General features: G+C 71.5%; 21 protein-coding genes. 8 read left to right on the top strand and 13 right to left on the bottom strand.

Annotation, left to right across the window (positions count from 1 at the left end; all coding sequences use genetic code 11):
- The first annotated feature begins 91 nt into the window (after positions 1-91).
- A complete protein-coding gene (locus O7597_RS11910; protein ID WP_281582734.1) occupies positions 92-1,639 on the top strand; it encodes a hypothetical protein in 1,548 nt (515 codons plus the stop codon).
- Positions 1,640-1,711: 72 nt separating this feature from the next.
- Here the strand turns inward: O7597_RS11910 and O7597_RS11905 are convergent, their stop codons facing one another.
- Both O7597_RS11905 and O7597_RS11900 read right to left on the bottom strand, forming a co-directional pair.
- Entirely contained in the window at positions 1,712-3,190 is a 1,479-nt protein-coding gene (locus O7597_RS11905) for a glutamate--cysteine ligase (protein ID WP_269740510.1), read from the bottom strand.
- A gap of 317 nt (positions 3,191-3,507) precedes the next feature.
- Positions 3,508-4,089, bottom strand: coding sequence for a YceI family protein (locus O7597_RS11900; protein ID WP_281582733.1), 582 nt, complete (start codon positions 4,087-4,089; stop codon positions 3,508-3,510).
- Between the two features lie 103 nt (positions 4,090-4,192).
- Here O7597_RS11900 and O7597_RS11895 point away from each other — a divergent pair, with 103 nt between their 5' ends.
- A complete protein-coding gene (locus O7597_RS11895) occupies positions 4,193-4,744 on the top strand; it encodes a MarR family transcriptional regulator (protein ID WP_281582732.1) in 552 nt (183 codons plus the stop codon).
- Between the two features lie 295 nt (positions 4,745-5,039).
- Here the strand turns inward: O7597_RS11895 and O7597_RS11890 are convergent, their stop codons facing one another.
- From O7597_RS11890 to O7597_RS11860, 7 genes are all read right to left on the bottom strand, one after another.
- Complete coding sequence (locus O7597_RS11890) at positions 5,040-7,523, bottom strand: helix-turn-helix domain-containing protein (RefSeq protein WP_281582731.1); 2,484 nt, start codon at positions 7,521-7,523, stop codon at positions 5,040-5,042.
- A gap of 169 nt (positions 7,524-7,692) precedes the next feature.
- Positions 7,693-8,847, bottom strand: coding sequence for an acyl-CoA dehydrogenase family protein (locus tag O7597_RS11885; RefSeq protein WP_269740514.1), 1,155 nt, complete (start codon positions 8,845-8,847; stop codon positions 7,693-7,695).
- Positions 8,848-8,922: 75 nt separating this feature from the next.
- Positions 8,923-10,455, bottom strand: a complete 1,533-nt coding sequence (locus O7597_RS11880; RefSeq protein WP_281582730.1) for an acyl-CoA carboxylase subunit beta — start codon at positions 10,453-10,455, stop codon at positions 8,923-8,925.
- Positions 10,456-10,629: 174 nt separating this feature from the next.
- Positions 10,630-11,550: a hydroxymethylglutaryl-CoA lyase gene (locus tag O7597_RS11875; protein WP_281582729.1), complete on the bottom strand. Its 921-nt coding sequence runs from the start codon at positions 11,548-11,550 to the stop codon at positions 10,630-10,632.
- A gap of 175 nt (positions 11,551-11,725) precedes the next feature.
- Positions 11,726-13,063 (bottom strand): biotin carboxylase N-terminal domain-containing protein, encoded by a 1,338-nt coding sequence (locus O7597_RS11870; RefSeq protein ID WP_281582728.1) that lies wholly within the window; start codon positions 13,061-13,063, stop codon positions 11,726-11,728.
- Between the two features lie 125 nt (positions 13,064-13,188).
- Positions 13,189-13,815, bottom strand: coding sequence for a TetR/AcrR family transcriptional regulator (locus tag O7597_RS11865; protein WP_269740517.1), 627 nt, complete (start codon positions 13,813-13,815; stop codon positions 13,189-13,191).
- Positions 13,816-13,890: 75 nt separating this feature from the next.
- Positions 13,891-15,042: an FAD-dependent oxidoreductase gene (locus O7597_RS11860; RefSeq protein ID WP_269740518.1), complete on the bottom strand. Its 1,152-nt coding sequence runs from the start codon at positions 15,040-15,042 to the stop codon at positions 13,891-13,893.
- A 106-nt stretch (positions 15,043-15,148) separates the two neighbouring features.
- Between O7597_RS11860 and O7597_RS11855 the strand changes: the two genes are divergently transcribed.
- Entirely contained in the window at positions 15,149-15,823 is a 675-nt protein-coding gene (locus O7597_RS11855) for a TetR family transcriptional regulator (RefSeq protein WP_269740519.1), read from the top strand.
- Positions 15,824-15,885: 62 nt separating this feature from the next.
- On the opposite strand, the gene O7597_RS11850 is transcribed toward O7597_RS11855, so the two are convergent.
- Positions 15,886-16,776, bottom strand: coding sequence for a sulfurtransferase (locus O7597_RS11850; RefSeq protein WP_281582727.1), 891 nt, complete (start codon positions 16,774-16,776; stop codon positions 15,886-15,888).
- A gap of 107 nt (positions 16,777-16,883) precedes the next feature.
- Between O7597_RS11850 and O7597_RS11845 the strand changes: the two genes are divergently transcribed.
- Together O7597_RS11845 and O7597_RS11840 are read left to right on the top strand one after the other, a co-directional pair.
- Entirely contained in the window at positions 16,884-17,399 is a 516-nt protein-coding gene (locus tag O7597_RS11845) for a SigE family RNA polymerase sigma factor (RefSeq protein ID WP_269740521.1), read from the top strand.
- Complete coding sequence (locus O7597_RS11840; protein WP_281582726.1) at positions 17,392-18,642, top strand: hypothetical protein; 1,251 nt, start codon at positions 17,392-17,394, stop codon at positions 18,640-18,642. The genes O7597_RS11845 and O7597_RS11840 overlap by 8 nt, the downstream gene beginning before the upstream one ends.
- A gap of 44 nt (positions 18,643-18,686) precedes the next feature.
- Here O7597_RS11840 and O7597_RS11835 read toward each other — a convergent pair whose 3' ends face one another.
- Entirely contained in the window at positions 18,687-19,475 is a 789-nt protein-coding gene (locus O7597_RS11835; RefSeq protein ID WP_281582725.1) for an SGNH/GDSL hydrolase family protein, read from the bottom strand.
- Positions 19,476-19,680: 205 nt separating this feature from the next.
- On the opposite strand from O7597_RS11835, the gene O7597_RS11830 reads away from it, so the two are divergent.
- From O7597_RS11830 to O7597_RS11820, 3 genes are all read left to right on the top strand, one after another.
- A complete protein-coding gene (locus O7597_RS11830; RefSeq protein ID WP_269740524.1) occupies positions 19,681-20,907 on the top strand; it encodes a hypothetical protein in 1,227 nt (408 codons plus the stop codon).
- Between the two features lie 317 nt (positions 20,908-21,224).
- Positions 21,225-22,034, top strand: coding sequence for a helix-turn-helix transcriptional regulator (locus O7597_RS11825; protein WP_269740525.1), 810 nt, complete (start codon positions 21,225-21,227; stop codon positions 22,032-22,034).
- The gene (locus O7597_RS11820; protein WP_269740526.1) at positions 22,019-22,207 is read left to right on the top strand and encodes a DUF397 domain-containing protein; all 189 of its coding nucleotides are present in this window, start codon (positions 22,019-22,021) and stop codon (positions 22,205-22,207) included. Before O7597_RS11825 ends, O7597_RS11820 begins: the two co-directional genes overlap by 16 nt.
- A gap of 16 nt (positions 22,208-22,223) precedes the next feature.
- On the opposite strand, the gene O7597_RS11815 is transcribed toward O7597_RS11820, so the two are convergent.
- Together O7597_RS11815 and O7597_RS11810 are read right to left on the bottom strand one after the other, a co-directional pair.
- The gene (locus O7597_RS11815; protein ID WP_281582724.1) at positions 22,224-23,120 is read right to left on the bottom strand and encodes an alpha/beta hydrolase; all 897 of its coding nucleotides are present in this window, start codon (positions 23,118-23,120) and stop codon (positions 22,224-22,226) included.
- A gap of 136 nt (positions 23,121-23,256) precedes the next feature.
- Positions 23,257-23,694 carry a hypothetical protein gene (locus O7597_RS11810; RefSeq protein ID WP_281582723.1) on the bottom strand — a complete coding sequence of 146 codons (438 nt, stop codon included), beginning with the start codon at positions 23,692-23,694 and terminating at the stop codon, positions 23,257-23,259.
- Positions 23,695-23,767: the final 73 nt, after the last annotated feature.

The following is a 23,767-nucleotide window of genomic DNA, read 5'->3' as shown; positions in this document are numbered from 1 at the left end:
ACCGACCGGGGCCAAGCACTCTCCGTGACCATTGCCGGTCGATGCCGCGCACGACTCGCCGCACCGACCACAGGACGTTACGCTGCCCGGCATGGCCAGACAGGGCTGGGGAGGATTGATCGCCACCGCGGCCGGCGTGGCAGCCGGTGCCGGTGCCGCCCAACTGGGTTTCGGGTACGGCCTGGGCATCCTCAACTGGGCACCCCCTGAGGCGACCGCCGGCACGGCGGCCTGGGTGGCGAGCCTGATCTGGGCCACCTGGATCGCCGCCACGTCGACGATCTTCGGCGCGGTCTGCGCGCAACGGCTGCACGACCGCCGGCGGGCCGCATCACCGTCCGACAGCTCGACGCCGGTCGGAGCGCCCACCTCCGACGCCCCACCGCCGCCGTCCGGCACCGCAGCGCTGTCCGGTTCGGCAGCGGCGGCCGACGGGCCGGCGACGTCCGACCGCCCGGTTCCGCCCTCTGCCGACCGTCCGTCCGCCACCGCCGGGCACACGGGAGGCGGGCTGCGGGGAATCGCGCTGGCCGTGGCCGCCGGCCTGGGTGCGCTGATCACGGTGCTGCTGGTCGCCGTGCCGGCCCGGGTGGCCGTGGTGCCGGACACCCCGTCTCCGCGGGACATGGCCGCCGGGTACGCAGCGGTCGGCGTCCTGATCGGGACACTCGTGGCGATCTGGGCGCTGCGTTGCCGCGCCGCCGCCACGAACGTCATCGCCACCGCCGGTTGGCTCTGGCTGCTCGCGGTCATCGCCGTGGTCGACTCGGTGCTCGCCGGTCGCGGGCTGACCACCGCGCAGCTCGGCATCTGGCAACTGAGCTCGGACAGCGAGCAGTTCTGGGTCCGGGACTACTTCTACTGGCCCGGTGCGGCCCTGTCGCTCGGTTCGGCACTGGTGATCGGTGCGCTGGCGGCCCGCGGCGGAGTCCGGGCGACCGACCGACGGGTCGGTGCCACCGCCTCGGGTGCCGCCGGTCCGCTGCTGGTGGCCATCGCGTACTTCCTCGCCGTGCCGAGGCTCACCGCGATCAGCCCGGAACAGGTGTCCGCCCATCTCACCGCCCCGTACGCGGTGATCGTCGGCATCGGCGGCTCGGTCCTGGTGGCGGCGCTGGCCCAGCGGTCGGCCCGACTGGCGGCCCGACTGGCGGCCCGCCGGTCGAGTGGCCCCGACGCGGCCCCGACGGTGCCCCGACAGCGGGTCGGCGACTCGGACCGGCACACGCCCGGGTCCGAACTGGATGCCGACCGGCCCGCGCCGGACGCCGAGCCGTCCGCGCCGGACGCCGAGTGGTCCGGGGCGGGTGCCCCGCTGTCCTCGGCGGGTGCCCCGCGATCCTCGGCGAGTGCCACGCGGTCCGCCGACCGGCTCGACCAGACGGTGACCGGCGAGGTGCCGGCGGCCCGGAAGGAAACCGCATCGGCGGGAACCACGTCGCGACCGGCAGCGGTCAAGCCAGCGGTGGTCAAGCCGGCAGCACCGAAACCGGCCGCACCGCCCTCGGCGGTGCAGCCGGAAGGGCCGGCGGAGGTGGGTGGGAAATCCGGGTCCTCGCCGTCCGAGGCGTCGTCCGGCAGCGACGAGACACCCGAGGGCGGGAATCGCCGCGGTCGTCCCCGGCAGCGAGGTCGCTAGTCTGGATCTTGGCACGAAACGGCCCACCGAGGGGCGATCCCGCACCAAGATCTGGCGAGACGGCCGGGCCGCTCAGTCGAGCGGCCAGGTGTGCACCGGCTCGTTCGTGTACTGCAACTGCGCGTAGCGCTGGAGCATGTGGTGCAGCGCGGCCCGACGATCCAGGCCCAGGTGCCGCTCGGCGGCCCACACGGTGGCGGTCTGCCAGGCCGCCCCGTTGCGTCCGGTACGACAGCGTTGCTCGATGATGCCGAGTAGCCGGTCCCGCTCGGTGGCCTCGACACCGAAGCCGTCGAGGCCGGCGGCGGCGAGCGGCAACAACGTGTCGAGCACCAGCGTGGCCACCGGCACGTCGCCCAACTGCGGCCAGTGCAGGATCGCGTCCATGCCTCGGCGGGCGGCAGCGTGGAAGTTCTCCTCGGCCGAGCTGAAGGTGAGTTGGCTCCAGATCGGCCGGTCGGCCTCGGCCATGCCCCGGACCAGCCCGAAGTAGAAGGCGGCGTTGGCCAGCATGTCCACCACGGTCGGGCCGGCCGGTAGCACCCGGTTCTCCACCCGCAGATGGGGACGGCCGTTCATGATGTCGTACACGGGCCGGTTCCACCGGTAGACGGTGCCGTTGTGCAGCCGCAGTTCGGCCAGCTCGGGAACGCCGCCGGCGTGCAGGACCTCGACCGGGTCCTCGCTCTCGCAGATCGGCAGCAGCGGCGGAAAGTAGCGGACGTTCTCCTCGAACAGGTCGAAGATCGAGGTGATCCACCGCTCACCGAACCAGACCCGGGGCCGTACGCCCTGGGCCTTCAGCTCGTCCGGCCGGGTGTCGGTGGCCTGCTCGAACAGGGCGATGCGGGTCTCCGCCCAGAGCTGCCGATCGTAGAGAAACGGTGAGTTGGCGCCCACGGCCACCTGGGCGGCGGCGATCGCCTGTGAGGCGTTCCAGTAGTCGGCGAAGCTGTCCGGCGCCACCTGGAGGTGGAACTGGAGGCTGGTGCAGGCCGCCTCCGGCGCGATCGAGTCGTTGTGCGTACGCAGTCGCTCGACGCCGCGGATGTCCAGCTCGATGTCCTCGCCCCGGGCTCCCACGATCTGGTCGTTGAGCACCCGGTACCGCTCGTTCGTGGAGAGGTTGTCGGCCACCAGGTGCCGCTCGTTCAACGTGGGCAGGATGCCGACCAGAACGATCCGGGTGTCCGAGCGTGCCGCGCGCTCGTTGGCCCGGTCGAGGCTGGCGCAGAGGTCGCGTTCGTAGTCCGCGAACCCGTTGCCGGAGATCATTCGGGGGTTCGCGTTCAGTTCCAGGTTGAACTGTCCGAGCTCGGTCTGGAACAACGGGTCGGCGATCGCGGCCAGGATCTCCTCGTTGCGCATGGCCGGTTCGGCCGCCTGGTCGACCAGGTTGAGCTCGATCTCCAGCCCGGTCATCGGGCGGTCGGCGTCGAAGCCGAAGTCGTCGAGCATCAGCGCGAACACGTCCAGGCAGCGACGGACCTTCTGCCGGTACCGGACCCGATCCTCACGGGAGAAGGAGGCTCGATCGACGTCCCTGCCCATGCTTCCTCCCGGCGCGCGACGCCACGGAACGGTGCCGCTCCGCAGCGCACTGTGAACCATACTCGTTGGAGGCGTCGAGCCCGGCCACCCCGAAGATCGGTCCATTGCCGCAGTCCGCCCGGCAGCGGCGATCGATCACGTCGCCCCGACCAGCTCGGTCGCCTCCGCCGGAGTACCTACCCCGCCACGCTGCGGAACCCCCGGCGACCAGCGACGAACAAGTTGTGACAATTCGCACCGATACCCGGGGACGGACCTGACCCGGGACAGCCGACAGGCCCGCGCGGTGCGGGCGCGGGCCTGTCGGGGCGTACGCATCAGGACTGCCGGATGGCCTCGCCCTCGATCTCGATCTTGACCTTCTTGCCGACCAGTACGCCGCCGGACTCCAGGGCCACGTTCCAGGTCAGGCCGAAGTCCTCGCGGTCGATCTCGGTGCTCGCCGAGAAACCGAAGATGTCCTGGCCGAAGGGGCTACGGCCGACACCCTCGAACTCGACCTTGAGGTCGACCGGACGGGTCACGTCCTTGATGGTCAACTCGCCGGTCAGGACGAACTCGTTGCCCTCGTGGGACTTCACGCCGGTGCTGCGGTACTCGAGCGTGGGGAACTTCTCGGCGTCGAGGAACTCGGGGCTGCGCAGGTGCGCGTCCCGGTCCGCCTGGGCGGTGTTGATGCTGGCGGCCTGGATGGTGGCGGAGACCGTGGACTCCAGAGGCTCCTCGGCGATCGTGATGGTGGCGCTCGCGTCCCCGAACTCGCCGCGAACCTTGCTCACCATCATGTGCCGGGCGACGAAGCCGACCCGCTTGTGCGCCGCATCCAGCAGGTAGGTACCGGCCGCCGGGATGGTGAGGCCGTTCCACTCGCGGGTAACCGGCTCGGTGCTGCTGGTCATGAGAGACTGCCCTCCAGAAGATATCGTTTAGTAGCCCAACGGCTGCGTCAGCAACTATAGCCTCGGCAATATTCCTGGTGTCAAGTATTGGTACGATGGACGGGTGGAAGCGAACACGTTCGACGACCCTCGGATCACGGCTGTCGGCCTGCTCTTCGAGGTGCACGCCGGGCTGGCCGCCCGATTCGCCGCCCAGCTGGAGGAACACGGCCTGTCATCGGTCGAGTTCGAGGTGCTGACCAGGCTCACCCGGTCACCCGACAATCAACTGCGGATGACCGACCTTGCCGCCCAGACCTCGTTGTCCACCAGCGGCGTCACCCGGGTGGTGGACCGGATGGAACGCGACGGGCTGATCACCCGTCGTGCCTGCCCCTCCGACCGGCGCAGTTCGTACGCGGTGGTGACGCCCGCCGGCCTGCGCCGGCTCGACGAGAGCCTGCCCGGGCATCTGCAACTCATCGAGGACTGGTTCACCGGGCAACTCGACCCGGCCGCGCTTGACGCACTCCTCGACGGCCTGCGCCGGATCCGCGACGCCGTGCACCCCTGCGCGACCGCCGGGAGTCGATCCGTCGCGCCCGGGGAGACACCTGCCGAGTGCGCCGAGGACGCGGTGGCACCGCCCACGACGGGCGGCCAGCCGCGCCGCTGAGAGACCCCTCGCATCGTCCGCGCCAGCGGTTCCCGGCGTCCTCGACGAGGTGTGGACCCTGGGTGCACAGGGCACCAGCCGAGCGTCACCTCACCGGCAGAAAGACCGGCAGAACCACCGGATCAACCGGCGATAGCCCACCAAACCCGACAGACGGGCCGGCTGGCCCTCGCTAGTCTCGCAGCGGCGGGGGCAGCGGGGGGCACCGGCGCGGGCGATGAGCGAGGGGTGGCAACAGGGGGCTTCCTCGCCCGCGCCGTCCCCGTCCCCGCCACCCGCGGTCCCTTCGTGGCGCTCACCGCCCGTCCACCGGGGGGCCGTTCCGGGTCACCGACAGCACGTAGAGCAGTTCCTCCTCGTGTGCGAGCAGCCGGACACCGCTCTCCCGGCAGGCCACCTCCAGCCGGTCGAGCACGCCCGCGTCGGAGGTGCTCGCCGCCAGCCCCACCAGAGCCTCCACCACCGTGCGTCGGTCCCGTCCGGCCTCGTCCGGCTCCGCTGCGGCGGCGAACCACTCCGCCGCGACCTCCCGATCGCCCCGGTGCAGCGCCAGGTGGCCCTCGATCAGCGCGCCGGTGCCGTCGAGCGGGCGCAACTCGGCGAGCACCTCGGCGGCCTCGACCGCCCGACCGTCCTGAGCGAGCGCCAGACCCAATGTCCCCAGCACCTCGCGCCGACCGCGCGGGGTGCCCAGGTCGCTGAACGCGGCCAACACCCGGCGAGCCTCGTCGACAGCGTCGGCGTACCGGCCCTCCAGGCGGAACACCTCCGCGACCGTGCCCCGGGCCAGCAGCCGCAGCCGCTGCTCCGCGCACTGCCCACCGAGCCGGTCCACCACGGCCAGGCGGCGACGTGCCGTGGCCAGGTCACCGATTCTCATCTCGTGCCACGCCAGCTGATGCTGCGCGACCGCCATCTGGCGGGTCAGGCCATGCTCGGTGGCCAGGGCCAGTACCGCCACCGCCTGCTCCCGCGCCTGGTCCGGCCGTCCGGTCGCGGCCAGCAGGACGCCGAGTACCGTGCGCGCCTCCAACTCACCCGGCACGTCACCGAGTCGACGAAACTCCGCCAGCGCCGCGCGGGCCGTCGGCAGCTCCGTCGCGGCCGCACCGTGCTCCCCGGCGAGCATCGCCACACCCACCGAGGCCCACGCGCGCAGGGCTGGATCGGCGTCGGCGGTGCGCGGGTCGGCCAGCAGCCGCAGCAGCCACTGCCGACCGACCACGTCCCGCCCGCGTAGCCGCCACCACCGGGGCAGGCTCACCGCCAGGCGTAACGCGGTCAAGGGGTCGTCGACCGCCGCGTACGCCAGGGCCGAGCTGATGTCGCCGGTGACCTCGTCGAGGCGGTGCGCGGCGGCACTGGCACCGGCGCCCGTCAACCCCGGCGCGGTCCGCTCCACCAGCCGGGTCACCACCCGCGCGTGGCGACGTCGGATCACCGTCGACTCGCCGGTGCCGGACGCCTGCTCGACGGCGTAGTCCCGGACGGCGTCGACGAGTCGGAACCGGTACGAGCCGCCACCCCGTACGCTCAGCAGACCGAGATCGAGGAAGCGGTTCAACAGCGGCACCGGATCGACGCCGGTGCCGGCGAGCATCTCCTCGGCCAGTTCCACCGACCATCGGTTGCCGAAGGCAGCGAGCTGGCGCAGCACCGCCCGGTCCTCGACGGCGAGCAGGCGGTAGCTGGTGGCCACCGCGTCGCGCAGGGTCTCGGCCACCGCCGTGCGAGCATCGTCGCCCCGGGGCCGTGGCACCCAACCGCTGTGCGTGACGGCCGAGGTGTCCAGATCCAGCACCCGGTCGCCGTACCGGTCGAGCAGTTCGGTGAGGTCGAGCAGCCGCCCGCGCGCCGCCATCAGTTCGATGGCCAGTGGCAGCCCACCCAGCCGTCGCACCAGGGCGGCCAGCGCCGGCAGCTCGGCGTCGTCCGGCGGTTCCCGCCGGACCTGGGCCAGGCGCGAGGTGAACAGGGTCACCGCCGGATAACCGGCGAGCGTGGCCGGATCGGTGTCGCCCGGTGACGGAACCTCCAACGGCGACACGGGGCGCACCCACTCACCCGGCAGCCCGACGGGATGCCGACCGGTGACCACCACCCGCAGCGACGGCACCACGCCGACGAGCCGCCGCAGGGTGCCGGCCACCGGGTCGGGTGCCCGCTCCACGGCGTCCACCAGCAGCAGCGCCCGACGGTCGCCGAGCCGAGCGGCCAGCTCGGCGTCCCGGGCGACACCGAAGACGGTCATCACCGCGGCGTGCACGTCGGCCGCGTCCGACCCGGCACCGATCAGGACGCCGGCGACACCGCCGGGGTGGGCGGGCGCGGCGGCGTGCACCGCCGCCAACGCCAGTGCCGTCTTGCCGACGCCGGCCAACCCCACCAGGCTCACCACCCGGGGACCACGCGGATCGTTCAGCAGCGTGGCCAGTTCGGTGACGTCGTGCTCCCGGCCGATCAGTTCCGGTGGTGGCGGCAGCCCCAGCGGAGTACCGACCTCGGGTTGGGCGGTCGCCGGCCCGGCGCCCCGGGCGGCGGCCAGGAATGCCGCGCGGGTGGGACCGGTCAGTCCGAGCGCCCCGGCGAGCAGTTCGACGGTGGTGCGCTGTGGCCGGGTGGACCGGCCGCGTTCCAGATCACGGACCGTTCGCACCCCGACACCGGCGCGGGCGGCCAGCTCAGCCTGGGTGGTGCCGGCAGCCAGCCGATGCGCCCGCAGCAGCTCCGGAAGACCGGCGTGCGGCGGGCCGGATTGACGATCATGACCGGGAGCCATGGGCACGGACAATACGGGCCAGGCCCGACATCGGACACGGGATCGTCGGCCACCCGACGATGCCGTGCCGAAAGCCGACAACGACCGGGGGGCCACGGACAGCCGTCGATGCTGGCGGTGGGGCCTCCCGGGCCCACCCCGGACGGGACCGGCCACCGACCAGGCTGGCTCACATCCCCAGGTCGCGAGCGATGATCATGCGCTGTACCTCGGAGGTGCCCTCGCCGATCTCCAGGATCTTGGAGTCCCGCCAGAACCGGGCCACCGGGTACTCGTTCATGAAGCCGTACCCGCCGTGGATCTGCGTCGCCTCCCGGGCGTTGTCCACCGCGATCGTGCTCGCGTGCAGCTTGGCGATCGCCGCCTGCCGCTTGAACGGCTCGCCGGCCAGCATCCGGGCGGCGGCGTCGTAGTAGGCGAGCCGGGCGGTGTAGGCCTTCGCCTCCATATCGGCGATCTTGAACTGGATCGCCTGGTAGTTGCCGATCGGCTGACCGAAGGCGTGCCGCTCCTTCGCGTACTTGATCGACTCATCGACGCAACCCTGGGCCAGGCCGACGGCCAGCGCGGCGATGGCGATCCGGCCCTCGTCGAGGATGCGCAGGAACTGGGCGAAGCCGCGACCGCGCTCGCCGAGCAGGTTCTCCGCCGGCACCCGGCAGTCGTCGAAGGTCAGCTCGTGGGTGTCCGAGGCGGTCCAGCCGACCTTGGAGTAGCCGGGCGCGACGGTGAAGCCGGGGGTCCCGCTCGGCACGATGATCGAGGACAGCTCCTTCGTACCGTCCGGCCGGGTGCCGGTGACGGCGGTGACGGTGACCAGGGTGGTGATGTCCGTGCCGGAGTTGGTGATGAACGCCTTCGAGCCGTTGATGACCCATTCGCCGGTCGCCTCGTCCAGCACCGCCCGGGTCTCGGTGCCCCCCGCGTCCGAGCCGAAGCCCGGCTCGGTCAGCCCGAACCCGGCCAGCGCCTCGCCGCTGAGCAACCGGGGCAGCCACCGTGCCTTCTGCTCGTCGGTGCCGAACCGGTAGATCGGCATCGCGCCCAACGAGACCGCCGCCTCCAGGGTGATGGCCACGCTGGAGTCGACCCGGGCCAGTTCCTCCAGGGCCAGGCAGAGGGCGAAGTAGTCGCCGCCCATGCCGCCGTGCTCCTCGGCGAAGGGCAGGCCGAACAGGCCCATCTTGCCCATCTGGCGGATGATCTCGTACGGGAAGGTGTGCTGCTCGTAGTGCTCGGCGATGACCGGCGCGACCAACTCGCGGGCGAAGTCCCGCACGCTGTCCCGCAGCGCCTCGTGCTCCTCGGAGAGCCGGAAGTCCATCGGGTTTCCTCCTGTGTGGACGGCCCGCCGGGCGCTCGTGACGCCGGGACGGGAACGTGCTGGGTACCGGACGACTCAGACCGGGGTGACGCCGTGCCGTCGCCGGGAGAAGTGCCGTTGCTTGCCACGGGCGGCGGCGAACCGGCGCACCAGTTCGGCGCGCAGTTGCCGCGGCTCGACGATCGCGTCGACCACCAGCTCACTGGCGAGCCGTACGACGTCGATGTCCCGCTCGTACTCCTCGCGCCGGGCGGCGACGAACGCGGCCCGCTCGGCCTCGTCCTCGATCGCGGCGATCTTGTTCGCGTACACGGCGTTCACCGCGGCCTCCGCACCCATCACGGCGATCTTGGCGGTGGGCAGGGCGATGGTGGCGTCCGGCTCGAAGCCCGGCCCGGCCATGGCGTAGAGGCCGGCGCCGTACGCCTTGCGCACCACCACGCAGATCTTCGGTACGGTCGCCTCGGAGATCGCGGTGATCATCTTCGCGCCGTGCCGGATGATGCCCTGCTTCTCCACCGCGCTGCCGACCATGAAGCCGGGCACGTCGCTCAGGAACAGCAGCGGCACGTTGAACGCGTCGCAGAGCTGCACGAACCGGGTCGCCTTGTCCGCCGAGTCGACGAAGAGCACCCCGCCCTTGAACATCGAGTTGTTGCCGACCACGCCGACGACCTCGCCGTCCAGCCGGCCGAACCCGATCGTCAACTCCTTGGCCCAGAGGGCCTGGATCTCGAAGAAGGAGTCCTCGTCGAGCAGGCCCTTGACGTACCGCCGCATGTCGAACGCCTGCCGCTCGCTCGCCGGCACCAGCGCGGCGAGGTCGGCCTTCGCCGGTGCCTCGACGGCGGGGGCGGCCGGCGGCTGCTGCGTCCAGTTCGCCGGCAGGTACGACAGGTAGCGCTTCACCACGTCGAGCGCCTCGGCCTCGGTCTTGCAGAGGAAGTGCCCGACACCGGACTCGGCGCAGTGCACCCGCGCCCCGCCCATCGCTTCGAGCGTGGTCTTCTCACCGGTGACCATCTCGACCATCCGGTCCGAGCCGAGGTACATGCTGGCGTTGCCCTCGACCATGGCCACCACGTCGCAGAACGCCGGAATGTACGCCCCACCGGCCGCGCTCGGCCCGAACAGCGCGCAGACCTGGGGGATCGAGCCGGAGGCGCGGACCTGGTTCCAGAAGATCTTCCCGGCGCCACGCCGCCCGGGAAACAGCTCGACCTGGTCGGTGATCCGGGCACCCGCCGAGTCGACCAGGTAGACCATCGGGACGCCGGTGTCGTACGCCCGCTCGATGATCCGGATGATCTTCTCGACGGTACGGGCACCCCAGCTGCCGGCCTTGACGGTGGAGTCGTTGGCCATCAGGCAGACCTGGCGACCGTCGACGGTGGCGGTGCCGGTGACCACGCCGTCCGCCGGCAGCCCCTCGGCCAGCGCGTTGGCGTAGAGCCCGTCCTCGACGAAGGAGCCCTCGTCGACCAGGAGCGCGACCCGCTCCCGCGCGAACAGCTTGCCCTTCGCGGCGTTGGCCGCGTGGTACTTCTCCGCACCACCGCCCCGGACCCGCTTGCGCAGCTGCTCCAGCGCCTCACCGTCAACCGTCACGCGGACTCCCTCACCGTTCCCACCTGAACGATCGTTAGGTTACCCCACCCCACCCACCCCCCGCACCACCCTGGAATCCCCAGTGTTGATCATGAGGTTAGCGGCAGTTTATAGATCAACTTCGCCGCCAACCTCATGATCAACGGGCTCTGGGTGGGGGTGGGGGTGGGTGGATCAGGCGGGCAGCGGGGTGAGGCGGGTGCGGGGGCCGGCGCGGAGGATGGCGGAGGGGAGGGTGCGGGCGGTGAGGGTCTCGGCCAGTTCGGCGACCTCGATCAGGGCGGCCAGGTCGATGCCGGTGTCGATGCCCATGTCGTGCAGCATGTGCACCGCCTCCTCGGTGGCCAGGTTGCCGCTGGCACCGGGCGCGTACGGGCAGCCGCCCAGCCCGCCGACACTGGCGTCGAACTCGGTGACCCCGAGTTCCAGGGCGGTCAGCATGTTCGCCAGCGCCGTGCCTCTGGTGTTGTGGAAGTGCAGCAGCACCGGAACGTCGGCGTTGCGGTCGCGTACGGCGGTGAGCAGGTCACGGACCCGCCGGGGCGTACCCATGCCGGTGGTGTCGCCGAACGCGACGCGGTCGGCGCCGTCGCGGACCACCCGGTCCACGATGGCGGCCACCCGCACCGGGTCGATGTCCCCCTCGTAGGGGCAGCCGAAGCTGGTCGCGACGATCACCTCGGCGCGGGCACCGGCACCGTGCAGCAGGTCGATCAGTTCCGCGATGTCGTCGAGCGACTCGTCGGTGGACCGGTTGACGTTGCGCCGGTTGTGCGTGTCGCTGGCCGAGACGACCACCTCGATCTCGGTGAAGCCGGCGGCCAGGGCACGCTGCGCGCCGCGCGTGTTCGGCACCAGCGCCGAGTAACGCACCCCGTCCACCCGCTGCGCCCGTCGCCACACCTCGTCGGCGTCGGCCATCTGCGGGATCGCCCGGGGGTGCACGAACGACACCGCCTCGATCCGACGCACCCCGGTGCCCGAGAGCGCGTCGAGCAGCCGCACCTTGGCGTCGGTCGGGATCGGCGCCTCGTTCTGCAACCCGTCGCGCGGCCCGACCTCACGAATGGACACGTACTCCGGCATCTCCGCCATCCCGCCACCTCACTGTGACAAGCCCTGTCTCCAAACACCCCCAGCATGTCACGCCCCACCTCACCTCACCCCCACCCCTTTCCCCCGGGCGATCATGAAGTTGTTGCCCACGACACGCCGGGCGAGGCACAACAACTTCATGATCAACCCGACGAGGGGGTGGGGAGGGGGGCGGTCAGCGGAGGCGGGAGACGATTCCGGTGTCGTAGTTGCCGGAGAGGAATTCGGGGTTCTCCAGCAGGTCGGTGAAGAAGGGGAGGTTGTGTTTGGGGCCGGCCAGGTCGAAGGCGGCAACCGCGGCGCGGGCGCGGGCGATGGCCTCGGTCCGGTCCTGGCCGTGCACGATGAGCTTCGCCATCAGGCTGTCGTAGAAGGGGGTGACGGTGTTCCCTTCGGCGTAGCCGGAGTCGACGCGGATGCCCTCGCCGGTCGGCTCCACCCAGATGCTGATCGTGCCGGGGCCGGGCAGGAACCGCTTCGGGTCCTCGGCGTTGATCCGCAACTCGATGGCGTGACCATGCACGGTCAGCGCGTCCGGGTCGAAGGTCGGCGGCAGGCCGGCGGCCACCCGCAGCTGCTCCTCCACCAGGTCGATGCCGTGCACCAGCTCGGTCACCGGGTGCTCCACCTGGAGCCGGGTGTTCATCTCCAGGAAGAAGAACTCCCCGGTCGTCGGATCGAGCAGGCACTCGACCGTGCCGGCGTTGCGGTAGTCGACCGCCTCGCCCGCTCGCACGGCCGCAGCCAGCAGGCGGGTACGTAGTTCCGGGGACACCGCCGGGGAGGGCGACTCCTCCACCAGCTTCTGGTTACGCCGCTGCACCGAGCACTCCCGCTCACCCAACGCCAGCACCCGACCGTCGGCCAGGCCGAGGATCTGCACCTCGACGTGCCGCACCCGGGGGAAGTACCGCTCCAGCAGCACCGAGCCGTCGCCGAACATCCGCTCCGCGAAGGCGCGCACCTTGTCGTACTCGGTCCGCAGCGCGGCCTCGTCGGCGGCCACGCCCATGCCCATGCCCCCGCCACCGGCGGCGGCCTTGACCATCACCGGGTAGCCGATCTCCGCCGCCCCCGCGACCGCCGCCGTCAGGTCGGCCGCCGGCTCGGTGGTCCCGGCGGCCACCGGCACGCCGGCCGCCGCCATCAGGTTCCGCGCATTGATCTTGTCGCCCATCGCGCTTATCGCGTCCGCGCCGGGTCCGACCCAGATCAGCCCGCTGGCCTCGACGGTACGGGCGAAGTCGGCGTTCTCCGACAGGAAGCCGTACCCGGGGTGGATCGCCTGCGCGCCGGTCGACCGGGCGGCGGCGATGATCGCCTCGGTGTTCCGGTAGCTCTGTGCCGGGTTGGCCGGCCCGACGCAGACGGCCTCGTCGGCCTCGGCGACGAACGGCAGATCGGCGTCGGCCTCCGAGTGCACCGCGATCGCACGTACCCCGAGCCGCCGGGCGGTGCGGATGATCCGACGGGCGATCTCACCCCGGTTGGCGACCAGCAGCGACTCGATCATGGCTCCTCCGAGCGTTCCATTGTGTGGGACGCGGGCTAGCCAATCACGTCGCGGCGGACCCGTGAAGGGCCCCCTGCCGACGCCTCGGCTCGACGGTGGGACGAGCCGGACGCTGACCGCGACGGTCAGGCGGGCTCGGTGGGGGCGAGCAGCGCGGCCAGCGTGGCGGCCCGCAGCAGCTCGGCCCGCCGCCGGTGGTCGACCTCGCCGCCGAGGAACGGGGTGGAGTTCATCAGGCCGAACGCGGCGTGTGCCAGCACCCGCGCCTCACCGTCGGGCAGCCCTGGATGCAGGGCGGTCAGCACGGTGACCCACTCTTCGACGTAGAGCCGCTGGAGTCGGCGGATGCGCCGCCGGGGCTCCTCCGGCAGCCGGTCCAGCTCGTGCAGGTGCAGCGCGATGACGGCCGGGTTGGCGAGCGCGAAGTCGACGTGGAAATCGATGAGCGACTCCAGCGCGGCGCGCGGGTCGTCGGGATGGGCGGCGCGGCGCTGCCGCCCGCCGTCGAGCAGTCCCTCACTCACCGGCGTCAGCGCGGCGACGAGCATCGCCTCCTTGCCGGCGAAGTGGTGGTAGAGCGCCGGGCCGGTCACCCCGGCAGCCGCACCGATGTCGTCCATCGACACGCCGTGGTAGCCGCGGGCGGCAAAGAGACCCACGGCGATCTCAAGAATCTCGTCCTTGCGGGATCGGCGTCGTCCCGCCCCCGTGGCCCCGCCGGACGCGCCCCGGGCCTGCTGCTCCACCGTCACCGGGCCAGCCTAGACCCGTCCGTCGACCGCGTGCGGCCGTGGTTACCCGCCGGTCCGACTGCCGGGAACGGTGCCTCAGGTCGGGCGTTGGTCGAGGCCGGAGAGCCGCACCGCGATCCGGTGCCGCACCGGCGGGAGCATCGAGACCAGGCGGAGCAACAGGTCCCGAGCCGGCCGAACCGGCGACGGCACGGTGGCCAGTCGGGTCAGCCGGTCGGCGAAGCTGGCCACCTCGTGGGCGAGCGGGCGACGTCTGGCCGCGTACTCGTCCAGCCGGGTCTCGGCGGCACCGGCGAGCACGTCCGCCAGGGTCTCGCCGAGGTCGACCGCGTCGCTGATGCCGAGGTTCATACCCTGCCCGCCGGCCGGGCTGTGCACGTGTCCGGCATCGCCGGCCAGCAGCACCGGCCCGGAGCGGAACGTCCCGGCGACCCGTCGGTGCAGCCGGAAGCGGGAGGACCAGAGCACCTCGCGCACCTGGTCCGGCCGTTGCCGGGGGCCGCGCTCGTCGAGCAGGCGTTGCAGGTAGGCCGCGTCCGGCTCGGCGGGTGGATCGGTGACGGTGGCGACCAGGCGTACCCGCCCGTCGGGCAGCGGCGCCCAGACCAGCGGCCCGCCCCGGGCGAGGAAGATCGACGCGCCGTCGCGGGGCAGGCCGCTGTCGACGCGTACGTCGGCCAGCACGAACGACTCCTCGGAACCGGCCGGCCCGGTGAAGCTGATGCCGGACAGCTCACGGACGGTGCTGTTGATGCCGTCGGCACCGACCACCCATCGGGCGCGCACGTTCGTGCCGTCGAGGTCGGCCACCACGCCGTCACCGTCGGGGTGCAGACCGGTGAGCCGGTACGGACGCAGCACCGGCACGCCGGCCTCGGCCAGCCGATCGGTGAGCACCTCCTCGGTCACCGACTGGGAGACCATCAGCGCGTACCGGTGGCGGCTGGGTAACCCGCCGAACGGCACGGTGACCAGCACCCGGTCCCGGTCGCGGACACTGAATCGGGCCGACCGCAGCCCCCGGGCCACCAGTGCCCCGCCGGCTCCGATCCGGTCGAGCACCTCCAGGGTGTACGCGTGCACCACGGCGGCCCGCGAGGTCACCGCCGGCTGCTCCCGCTTGTCGACCACGGTCACCTCGACCCCCCGCCGGGCCAGGGTGAGTGCGGCGGTGAGCCCGGTCGGGCCCGCGCCGACGACCAGGACGTCCGTTCGTTGGGGCAGCATGACGACCTCCTCGGCGAATTGCCAACGCCTGTTGGCCAACGCTTGTTGGCAACAGTAGGCCGCCCCGGATTGTGAAGTCAACAGGCGTTGGCATACCGTCGGTCACATGACGGAGGGCGTACCGGAACAGGCTCGGCAACCGCTCGCGGAGCCGGCGGCCGACGGCGGACGCCGCACCTCCGGCCCCGCGACGGCGGGTGGCGGGCGACGTAGCGCGGAGGCGACCCGCGCGGCCATCCTGCGGGCCGCCCGGGACCGCTTCGCCGCCGACGGGTACGACCGGGCGACGATCCGGGCCATCGCCGCGGACGCCCGGATCGACCCGTCGATGGTGATGCGGTACTACGGCAGCAAGGAGAACCTGTTCGCCACGGCGGCCGAGTTCGACCTGCGCCTGCCCGACTTCAGCGGCGTGCCGGTCGATCGCCTCGGCACGGAGCTGGTCGGCTACTTCTTCACCCGCTGGGAGGGCGACGCCACTCTGCCGGCGCTGCTGCGCACGGCGAGCACCAACCCGGGCGCGGCCGAGCGGGTACGCGCCATCTTCACCACCCAGCTCAGCGTGGCGGTCGGCCGGGTGGTCGCCGACCCCGCCGAGGCCCCACGCCGCGCCGGCCTGGTCGCCAGCCAACTGCTCGGCGTCGCCCTGACCCGCTACGTCCTGCGCCTACCCCCGATGGTCGACATCTCCCCCGCCGACCTGATCACCTGGCTATCCCCCACCATCCACCGCTACCTGACCGACCCCGACCCGACCCCGCGCCGACCCCCACTGCGTTGATCATGAGGTTAGCGGCGAAGTCGATCACAAATTCCGCCGCCAACCTCATGGTCAACATGGCGTCACCTCGGGTCGGGGCCCTTGACGACGGGGGCGCGGACGAGGTTGCCCCACTCGGTCCAGGAGCCGTCGTAGTTGCGCACCTTCGGGTAGCCGAGCAGGTGCCGGAGTACGAACCAGGTGTGGCTGGAGCGTTCGCCGATGCGGCAGTAGGCGACGATGTCGTCATCCGGCGCCAGGCCGAGCTGGTCGGCGTAGATGGCCCGTAGCTCGTCGGCCGACTTGAAGGTGCCGTCGTCGTTGGCGGCGGACTTCCACGGCTTGCTCACCGCGCCCGGGATGTGACCGCCGCGCAGCGCGCCCTCCTGCGGGTAGTCCGGCATGTGCAGCATCTCGCCGGTGTACTCGCCCGGCGACCGCACGTCGACGAGCGGCCGGCCGGCGTCGACGTGCGCCGACACCTCATCGCGGAACGCCCGCACCGGCGCGTCGTCGCGCTGCGGCACCGGATAATCCGCCCGGGGCCGGTTCGGCTTGTCGCGGGTCAGCTCCCGCCCCTCGGCGATCCACTTCTGCCGGCCGCCGTCGAGCAGCCGCACGTCCTGGTGACCGAAGAGGGTGAAGACCCAGAGGGCGTACGCCGCCCACCAGTTGAAGTTGTCGCCGTAGAAGACGACCGTGTCGGCACGGCCGATGCCCTTGGCGGCGCAGAGTTCGGCGAACCGTTCGGCGTCCAGGTAGTCCCGGGTCACCTGGTCGTTCAGCTCCAGATGCCAGTCGACCTTGACGGCACCGGGGATGTGACCGCTGTCGTAGAGCAGCACGTCCTCGTCGGACTCGACGACCACGAGACCGTCGTCGCCCAGATGCTCGGCCAGCCAGTCGGTGGTGACCAGTCGCTGCGGGTCCGCGTACGACTGGAGTCGGGGATCGGGATCGTTCGGCACAGACATGGTCCCCAAAGTACGCCGCGCTCCGCTCGGCCATCGGATTTCGGGTGCAGCGAATGTGGTCCGCCAGGCGTGACACTCCTGACTGCCGCCGAACACCGAGGACCGCCATGACCGCAGCGCCACCAGGGGCCGATCCACCGCCGGTGGACTTCAGCGAGTTCTACCAGGCGCACTTCCAGCGGGTGGCGGTGCAGCTCTACGCGTACCTCGGTGACCACGCCGAGGCGCAGGACCTCACCCAGGAGGCGTTCTGCCGGACACTTGAGCGCTGGGAGCGGATCAGCGCCTACGACGATCCGTCGGCGTTCGTCCGCCGAGTGGCCTGGAACCTGGCCACCAGCCGGCTGCGTCGGGTCCGTACCGCCGTCCGTCACCTGGCCCGGCAACGGGAGGAGCACGTACCCGGTCCGGGCCCGGACCGGGTGGTGCTGCTGGAGGCCCTCACCATCCTGCCCACCACCCAACGCCGGGCGATCGTGCTGCACCACCTGGCCCAGCTCACCGTCGCGGAGATCGCCGACCAACTCGGCGTACCGGAGGGGACGGTCAAGTCCTGGCTGTCGCGGGCCCGCACGGCCCTGGCCCGCCACCTCACCGAGCGGCAGGAGGCCGGCCGTGCGTGAGATCAACCTGGACCAGCTGTTCGCCGACTTCGAAGCGACCTCCGCACCGACCTTCCGCCCGCCCGACATCTCGGACCTCCAACGCCGGATGCGCCGCCGCCGGAGTTGGCGGAGCCTGCTGACCGGGCTGGTCGTGCTGCTGCTGACCGGGCCGGGCGTGTACGCCACCGCCGGTCTGGACGCCGACCGCGACCCACCCGACCCGACCCCGTCACCGCCGCCGGACGGTCAGGTGATCGAGCGGAAGGTAGACCCGGTGGGGGTCGCCGGCAGCCTCAGTGAGCTGCGGTTCGTCGACGCGCGGCACGGTTGGGCGCTCTTCGACACCTGCGAAAGGACTGACGATTCGAGCGACTGCCGCCGCGACCTGGCGCGGACCGTCGACGGGGGCGAGACCTGGCAGCGCATCCCGGTGCCGGACGCGGTGAACCGCCCCCGGCAGGAATGGCCGGTCCACCTGCTCGCCGTCGACGAGCGGATTGTCACCATAAGTATCGGCGGCGGTTACCTGGTCTCCACCGACGGCGGTGCTACCTTCACCGAGCACCCGCAGGAAGCTCCACCGGAGGCGACGCTGCTCAGCTGGGCCACCCGCAGCGGGTATCTGCTCCGATGCCCGGGAAGCGACCCCCTGACCCGTGTCGACTGCCCCGAGTTGGCACTCGCTCGGATCGGCGCGGCGACACCACCCACCCAACCCCCGGTGGCTCTGTCCCGCGATGCCAATCTCGGGCTGGTCGAGGACGGCGACGGCCGACTCTGGGTGACCGTTCTGCAGGACGACCGGCTCCGTACGGCGGTAGGCGCCGACGGGGCGGCCAGTTGGCGGCAGTTGCCCGCCGTGTCAGGCGCCGACAAGCTGCTCGTCTCCCCCGACGGCCGCGACGCCTGGCTGCTCGGCCGTCGGAAGGGCAGCAACGACCTCTCCGACCTGAAGCGGATCTGGCGACTGGTCGACGACCGGTGGCGCGAGCAGACCGAGTTGCCGTCCGACACCAACTCGGTGACCGCCGTCAACGACGGCATGCTCGTCGTGACCAAGGTCGGTGGCAACTTGGGTTACTGGACCGGCGAACGCTACATCGACGTACCCGAGGTCCGTGGGCCGCGCTTCGAGGGCGAGGAACTTCCGAGCATCGAGGTGCTTCCCGACGACACCATCGTCATCTACACCAGAAACACCACCACCACCCTGGGCGTCGGCACCGGCCAGTCCCGCGCCTGGATCCGCCTGAACCACTGACCTCCCGGCAACCGTCCGCGTTGATCAAGAAGGTTAGGTCTCGATCAACGCGGCGGAGCGGGGGTTGACGGGGGGAACGGGGTGAGGGTGGGGCGTTTGGCGGTGCGGGTGTCGCCGGAGGAACGGCCGGTGAGGCGGCGTTTGATCCAGGGGGCCAGGTGTCGGCCGGCCCAGCGCAAATCGGCGGTGCGGGCGGACAGCCAGGGGGTGGGCTCCGGGTTCGGGGGAACCAGCAGCCACTCCTCGTCGCAGCCGACGCCGAGGGCGGCCAGCACCTGACCGGCCACGCGGCGGTGCCCGGCGGGGGACAGGTGCAGCCGGTCGGTGCTCCAGAGCAACGGGTTCAGGTACGTGTCGTCGGCGTACAGGTCGACCAGGATGGCGCCGTGCCGCTCGGCGGTCTCACCCACCGCCCGGTTGAGCAGGGCGACCCGGGGCGCGATCAACCGTTGGCCGGGCAGCCGCGCCATCACGTCGGCGAACCGGAACAGCAGCACGTCGGCACCACGGCTGCGCAGCCGGCCGACCACCTCGTCGAAGCGGGTCACCAGGGTGTCCGGGTCGAAGTTGCGCCGCAGCACGTCGTTGCCGCCCGCCGCGAAGCTGATCAGGTCGGGCTTCATCGCCAGCGCCGCCGGCACCTGCTCGGCCACCACGCTCGGGAAGGTCCGCCCCCGGATGGCCAGGTTGGCGTACGAGAAGTGGGGGCCGGCCTCGGCGGCGAGCCGGGTGGCCACCAGATCCGCCCAGCCCCGGAAGCTGCCGTCCGGGTAGGCGTCGTCCAGGCCCTCGGTGAAGCTGTCCCCGACCGCGACGTAACTGCGCCAGCGCACTGCTCACTCCTCCGACGTGCGAGTAGGGAAGGAACTCCTGCCTACCACCGGAAGCTTTGCACCGGTCGTCCGCGTGGCGGTGCCCCGCGCGGGTGAACGTGGCGGACATCATCGAGGTGAGTGGGGTCCACGCGCCGGCTCCATCGCGAGTAGTGTCCCGAACCACACGCTTCGTTCATGCTTCGTTCACCCGAAGGATTCTGCTGTGGCCGTTGGTCGTCGCTGGCTGTCACGCACAGCCGCTGCCGCACTGCTTCTCGTCGGCGGGATCGCCGTCCCCGCCGCTCCCGCCTCGGCGGTCGCCCCGGAGCCGAAGTTCACCTTCGAGCTGACCGGCACGACGATTCCGGTCGGGTTCACCAGCAAGACGCTCCATCTGAAGGTGACCAACCTGACCGACGAGACCCCGAGTGTGATCCAGTACGACGTCCAGCCCGACGACGTGGCTTGGCAGGACAGAGCCTGGTTCCTCTGGGGGGAGGGCGGTGGTTCCGGCGAGTGTGACGGCGACTCTGCGGGTTGGTACTGCCGTGCCGGCGCCGGCACGTCCACGGTTCCGGAGCTGCTGCCGGCGCCCGGCGGCACGGTGGACTACCCCATCTCCATCAGTACCGGATGGGTAAAGGAACCCTTCGAGGGCAAGATCCAGATCGAGGTCTACATGATCTGGGGCGAGGACGGGGAGCGGGTCACCGAGACCAGGGAGTTCACCGTCAGACTCGTCGACGATGCCGAAGCCGACCTGTCGGTGGTGGCGCCGGACGTCAGGCAGTCGGTGCGCGTCGGTGCCGGCGGCCGGCTGGAGTCCACCGGGACGTTGAATCCGGGTGAGACGGGTGCGGTGCGGTACCGGATCGTCAACCACGGCCGTAAGGCGGTGAGCGGCGTCTCCGTCGACCTGCGCCTGCCCGAGGGCGTGACCTTTACCCGACCGCCGCAGGAGTGCGCGGTCGACGACGATGGGCGGTCGGCGGTCTGCACCTACGATTCGCTCGCGCTCGTGCCCATCGGCGAGGACACCGAGCCGAACGACGACGTCCACTCCGCTGTCGAGCTGTACAACCTGGTGACGGTGCCGGCCGACGTCGAGGCGCCGGTCACCCTGGCGGGCGGGACCGTGCAGGTCGAGGGTCTGACCGAGGACGTCAGCGCCCGCTCCGCCCCGCAGCCGGCCGTGCTGCCGGCGAACGCCGTCGCCGTACCGGCGGCCGACGTCGACGCCAGCGACAACCAGGACGGGTACGCCGTCGTGGTCGCCGCGAAGAAGGACGACGACAACGGCGGCGGGGGTGGCCTGCCGGTCACCGGGCCGCAGGCCGGGCTGATCGCCGGAGCCGGTCTCGCCATGGTCGCGGCGGGCATCGTGCTGCTGCTCGCCCGACGCCGCCGCTCGGTCGCGTTCGTCTCCGGGGACGACACCACCGCTTCCTGAGCTGTCCGATCCCAGCCGACGCCGGGCCGGCCGACCTGAGGTCGGCCGGCCCGGTCGTTGACGCCGTCATGACGCGGTGGCTGGTTCGGGTCGGGCATCTGCACCTCCTGGGGCTGAGGGAAGGGCCGCCCCGCCACGGGGGAAGGCGGGGCGGCCCCGGTGCAGCCCCACCCCGTCCCCGATGGATGGGAGCAGGACCGCCGAGTGACAGTGTGGTGATCGGACGACTACTGTCGGAAGGCATCGACGCTGGCCGTGGCGCGACCGACGGCCGGCCGGGAAGCCCATTCGAGCAGCCGATCGATCGTGGAGGCAGTGTGGAATCCGAGCCGACCGCCGAGCTGATCCGGGCCCAGTTGCGTCGGCTGCGGCTGGCCGCCAACCTGACCCAGGAGGATTTCGGCAAGCAGGTGCACTTCTCCGGCTCCCAGATCTCGGCGATCGAGCTGGGGCAGCGCCCGTTCGACCGGCTCTTCCTCAAGCGGGCCGACGAGGTGCTGAACAGCGACGGCCTGCTGCTGGGGCTGCTGCGCATCGCCGAGTTGCACGGCCAGCCACACTTCCTGCGCCCATGGCTGGACGCCGAGCGCGTCGCCACCCAGTTGCGCTGCTACCACCCGACGCTGGTCCCCGGGCTGCTCCAGACCGAGCACTACGCCCGTGCGGTGATCCGGTCCGACGACATGCTCACCGACGACGAGGTGGAGCGGCGAGTGGCGGTACGGATGGACCGGCAGGCAATCCTGACCCGACCGGACCCACCGATCCTGATCGCGGTGATCGAGGAGACGGCCCTGCGCCGGGTCGACGAGAGCTTCCGGGGCATCATGACGCAGCAGATCGGGCACCTGCTCGACTGTGTGAAGCGCGGCGGCGTGCTGATCCACGTCATCTCGGCCGACGTCAGCGTGCACGTCGGCCACGCCGGCCCGCTGACCCTGGCTCGGGGAGCCGACGGCGACTGGGTCGGCTACCTGGAGAACCAGGTCGGCGGCGCGACCATCGACAGGGCCGAGGAACTCGCTACCCTGCACGCTGTGTGGGAGGGAATTCGCAGCGTGGCCCTCCCCAAGGGACAGTCCGAGCTGCTGATGAAGGAAGTGATGGAGTCGTGGTCCACGATCTGACCGGCGCGGCCTGGCGCAAGTCCACCCGCAGCGCCAGCAGCGAGTGTGTCGAGGTGGCCGACAACCTGCCCGGCGTGGTCGGCGTACGCGACAGCAAGGACGCCACCGGCCCGGTGCTCACCTTCGCCCCGGCCGCCTGGCGTCGCTTCGTCGCCCACGCCAAGCTCGGCTGACCGCTGACCCGTCGGTTCAGCGGGCGGCGACCGTCAGCACGGCGTCGGCGAACGCCTGCGGTGCCTCCTGCGGAAAGTTGTGCCCCACCCCGCCGCCGACCGTGCGGTGCTCGTACGGGCCGGTGAACTGCTTGGCGTACGCCTCCGGTTCCGGGTGGGGTGAACCGTTGGCGTCCCCTTCCAGGCTGATCGTCGGCACGGTGATCGGCGGCCGGTCGGCCAGCCGCTTCGCCACGTCCGCGTACTGCGGCTCCCCGTCGGCGAGGCCCAGCCGCCACCGGTAGTTGTGGATGACGACGTCGACGTGGTCCGGGTTGTCGAGCGCCGCCGCGCTGCGGTCGAAGGTGGCGTCGTCGAAGTCCCATCTCGGCGAGGCCGTCTGCCAGATCAGCCTGGCGAAGTCGCGGGTGTTGCGCGCGTAGCCCTCCCGGCCGCGTTCGGTGGCGAAGTAGTACTGGTACCACCAGGCGTACTCGGCCGCCGGGGACAGCGGCACCCGACCCGACGCCTGACCGTCGATCAGGTAGCCGCTCACCGCGACCAGGCCATGGCAGCGTTCCGGCCAGAGCGCGGCCACGATGCCGGCGCTGCGGCCACCCCAGTCGAACCCGGCCAGGGTCGCCCGCTCGACCTCCAGCGCGTCGAGGAACGCCACGGTGTCGACCGCGAGGGCGGCCGGCTCGCCGTTCCGCATCGTGTCGGCGGACCGGAACCGGGTGCTGCCGTAGCCACGCGCGTAGGGCACCAGCACCCGGTGACCGGCGCTGGTCAGCAGGGGAACGACCTCGGCGTAGCTGTGGATGTCGTACGGCCAGCCGTGCAGCAGGAGCACCACCGGACCGTCCGGCGGACCGGCGTCGACATAACCGACGTCGAGCACACCGACCTCGACCTTCCGCACGTCAGTGAACAACGCTCCCACCCCCACCCCGGTCAATCCGCCCACCCCCATACCCGAACCTAGAACGTCGAATTCGTCACCGACCCAACTTCCACAGATCTTGGTGCGGGGATGCCCCGTCGAGGGCGCCGCCGTGCCAAGATCCGCATCAGGGACGCGCGCGGGAGAGGGCCCAGGCGATCACGCCCGTGACGACGCCGACGATGACGCCGGTGAACAGGCTGCTGATCGCGGCGAAGAACCGCACGATGACGGCCTGCGTACCCGGCGCGAGATCGGTCAGGTTGCCGCCGAGGGTCGGCGGGGCGTCGAAGGCCACGTGCCAGAGCAGTTGATGGGTCAGGGCCAGCAGGACGCCGTACAACACGCCGACGGCCAGCAGGGTCAGGAACGGGTTGGGCACCCGCTTCACCAGGGCCACGGTGATCCACACGATCGGCGGTACCACCACCAGCAGCAGGTTGACGAAGGTGCGCTCGTGCACCAGATCCAGGTCGTGCAGCACCACCCGGGGCAGGCCGAGCAGCGCCAACCCGAACAGCGCGGGCAACGGAAGCCCGAGAGCCGGGCGAGGTGACATGGTCATGCCGGCAACGCTAGGAACGATCGGTGGCCGCGCCATCGGCCCGGGATCGCGGTCACGGTACGTCGGTGAGCGA

Origin of the sequence: Verrucosispora sp. WMMC514, from assembly GCF_027497295.1 — a bacterium.
GTDB classification, from domain to species: Bacteria; Actinomycetota; Actinomycetes; order Mycobacteriales; family Micromonosporaceae; genus Micromonospora; species Micromonospora palythoicola.
This window is presented reverse-complemented; position numbering and strand designations above follow the sequence as displayed.

What these genes read in the sequence shown, in the direction of transcription:
- O7597_RS11910 (WP_281582734.1), top strand. Translation starts at nt 92, where the DNA reads ATGGCCAGACAGGGCTGGGGAGGATTGATCGCCACCGCGGCCGGCGTG.
- O7597_RS11810 (WP_281582723.1), bottom strand. Translation starts at nt 23,694, where the DNA reads ATGACCATGTCACCTCGCCCGGCTCTCGGGCTTCCGTTGCCCGCGCTG.
- O7597_RS11905 (WP_269740510.1), bottom strand. Translation starts at nt 3,190, where the DNA reads ATGGGCAGGGACGTCGATCGAGCCTCCTTCTCCCGTGAGGATCGGGTC.
- O7597_RS11885 (WP_269740514.1), bottom strand. Translation starts at nt 8,847, where the DNA reads ATGGACTTCCGGCTCTCCGAGGAGCACGAGGCGCTGCGGGACAGCGTG.
- O7597_RS11845 (WP_269740521.1), top strand. Translation starts at nt 16,884, where the DNA reads ATGACCGCAGCGCCACCAGGGGCCGATCCACCGCCGGTGGACTTCAGC.
- O7597_RS11860 (WP_269740518.1), bottom strand. Translation starts at nt 15,042, where the DNA reads ATGCTGCCCCAACGAACGGACGTCCTGGTCGTCGGCGCGGGCCCGACC.
- O7597_RS11890 (WP_281582731.1), bottom strand. Translation starts at nt 7,523, where the DNA reads ATGGCTCCCGGTCATGATCGTCAATCCGGCCCGCCGCACGCCGGTCTT.
- O7597_RS11875 (WP_281582729.1), bottom strand. Translation starts at nt 11,550, where the DNA reads ATGGCGGAGATGCCGGAGTACGTGTCCATTCGTGAGGTCGGGCCGCGC.
- O7597_RS11850 (WP_281582727.1), bottom strand. Translation starts at nt 16,776, where the DNA reads ATGTCTGTGCCGAACGATCCCGATCCCCGACTCCAGTCGTACGCGGAC.
- O7597_RS11855 (WP_269740519.1), top strand. Translation starts at nt 15,149, where the DNA reads ATGACGGAGGGCGTACCGGAACAGGCTCGGCAACCGCTCGCGGAGCCG.
- O7597_RS11900 (WP_281582733.1), bottom strand. Translation starts at nt 4,089, where the DNA reads ATGACCAGCAGCACCGAGCCGGTTACCCGCGAGTGGAACGGCCTCACC.
- O7597_RS11870 (WP_281582728.1), bottom strand. Translation starts at nt 13,063, where the DNA reads ATGATCGAGTCGCTGCTGGTCGCCAACCGGGGTGAGATCGCCCGTCGG.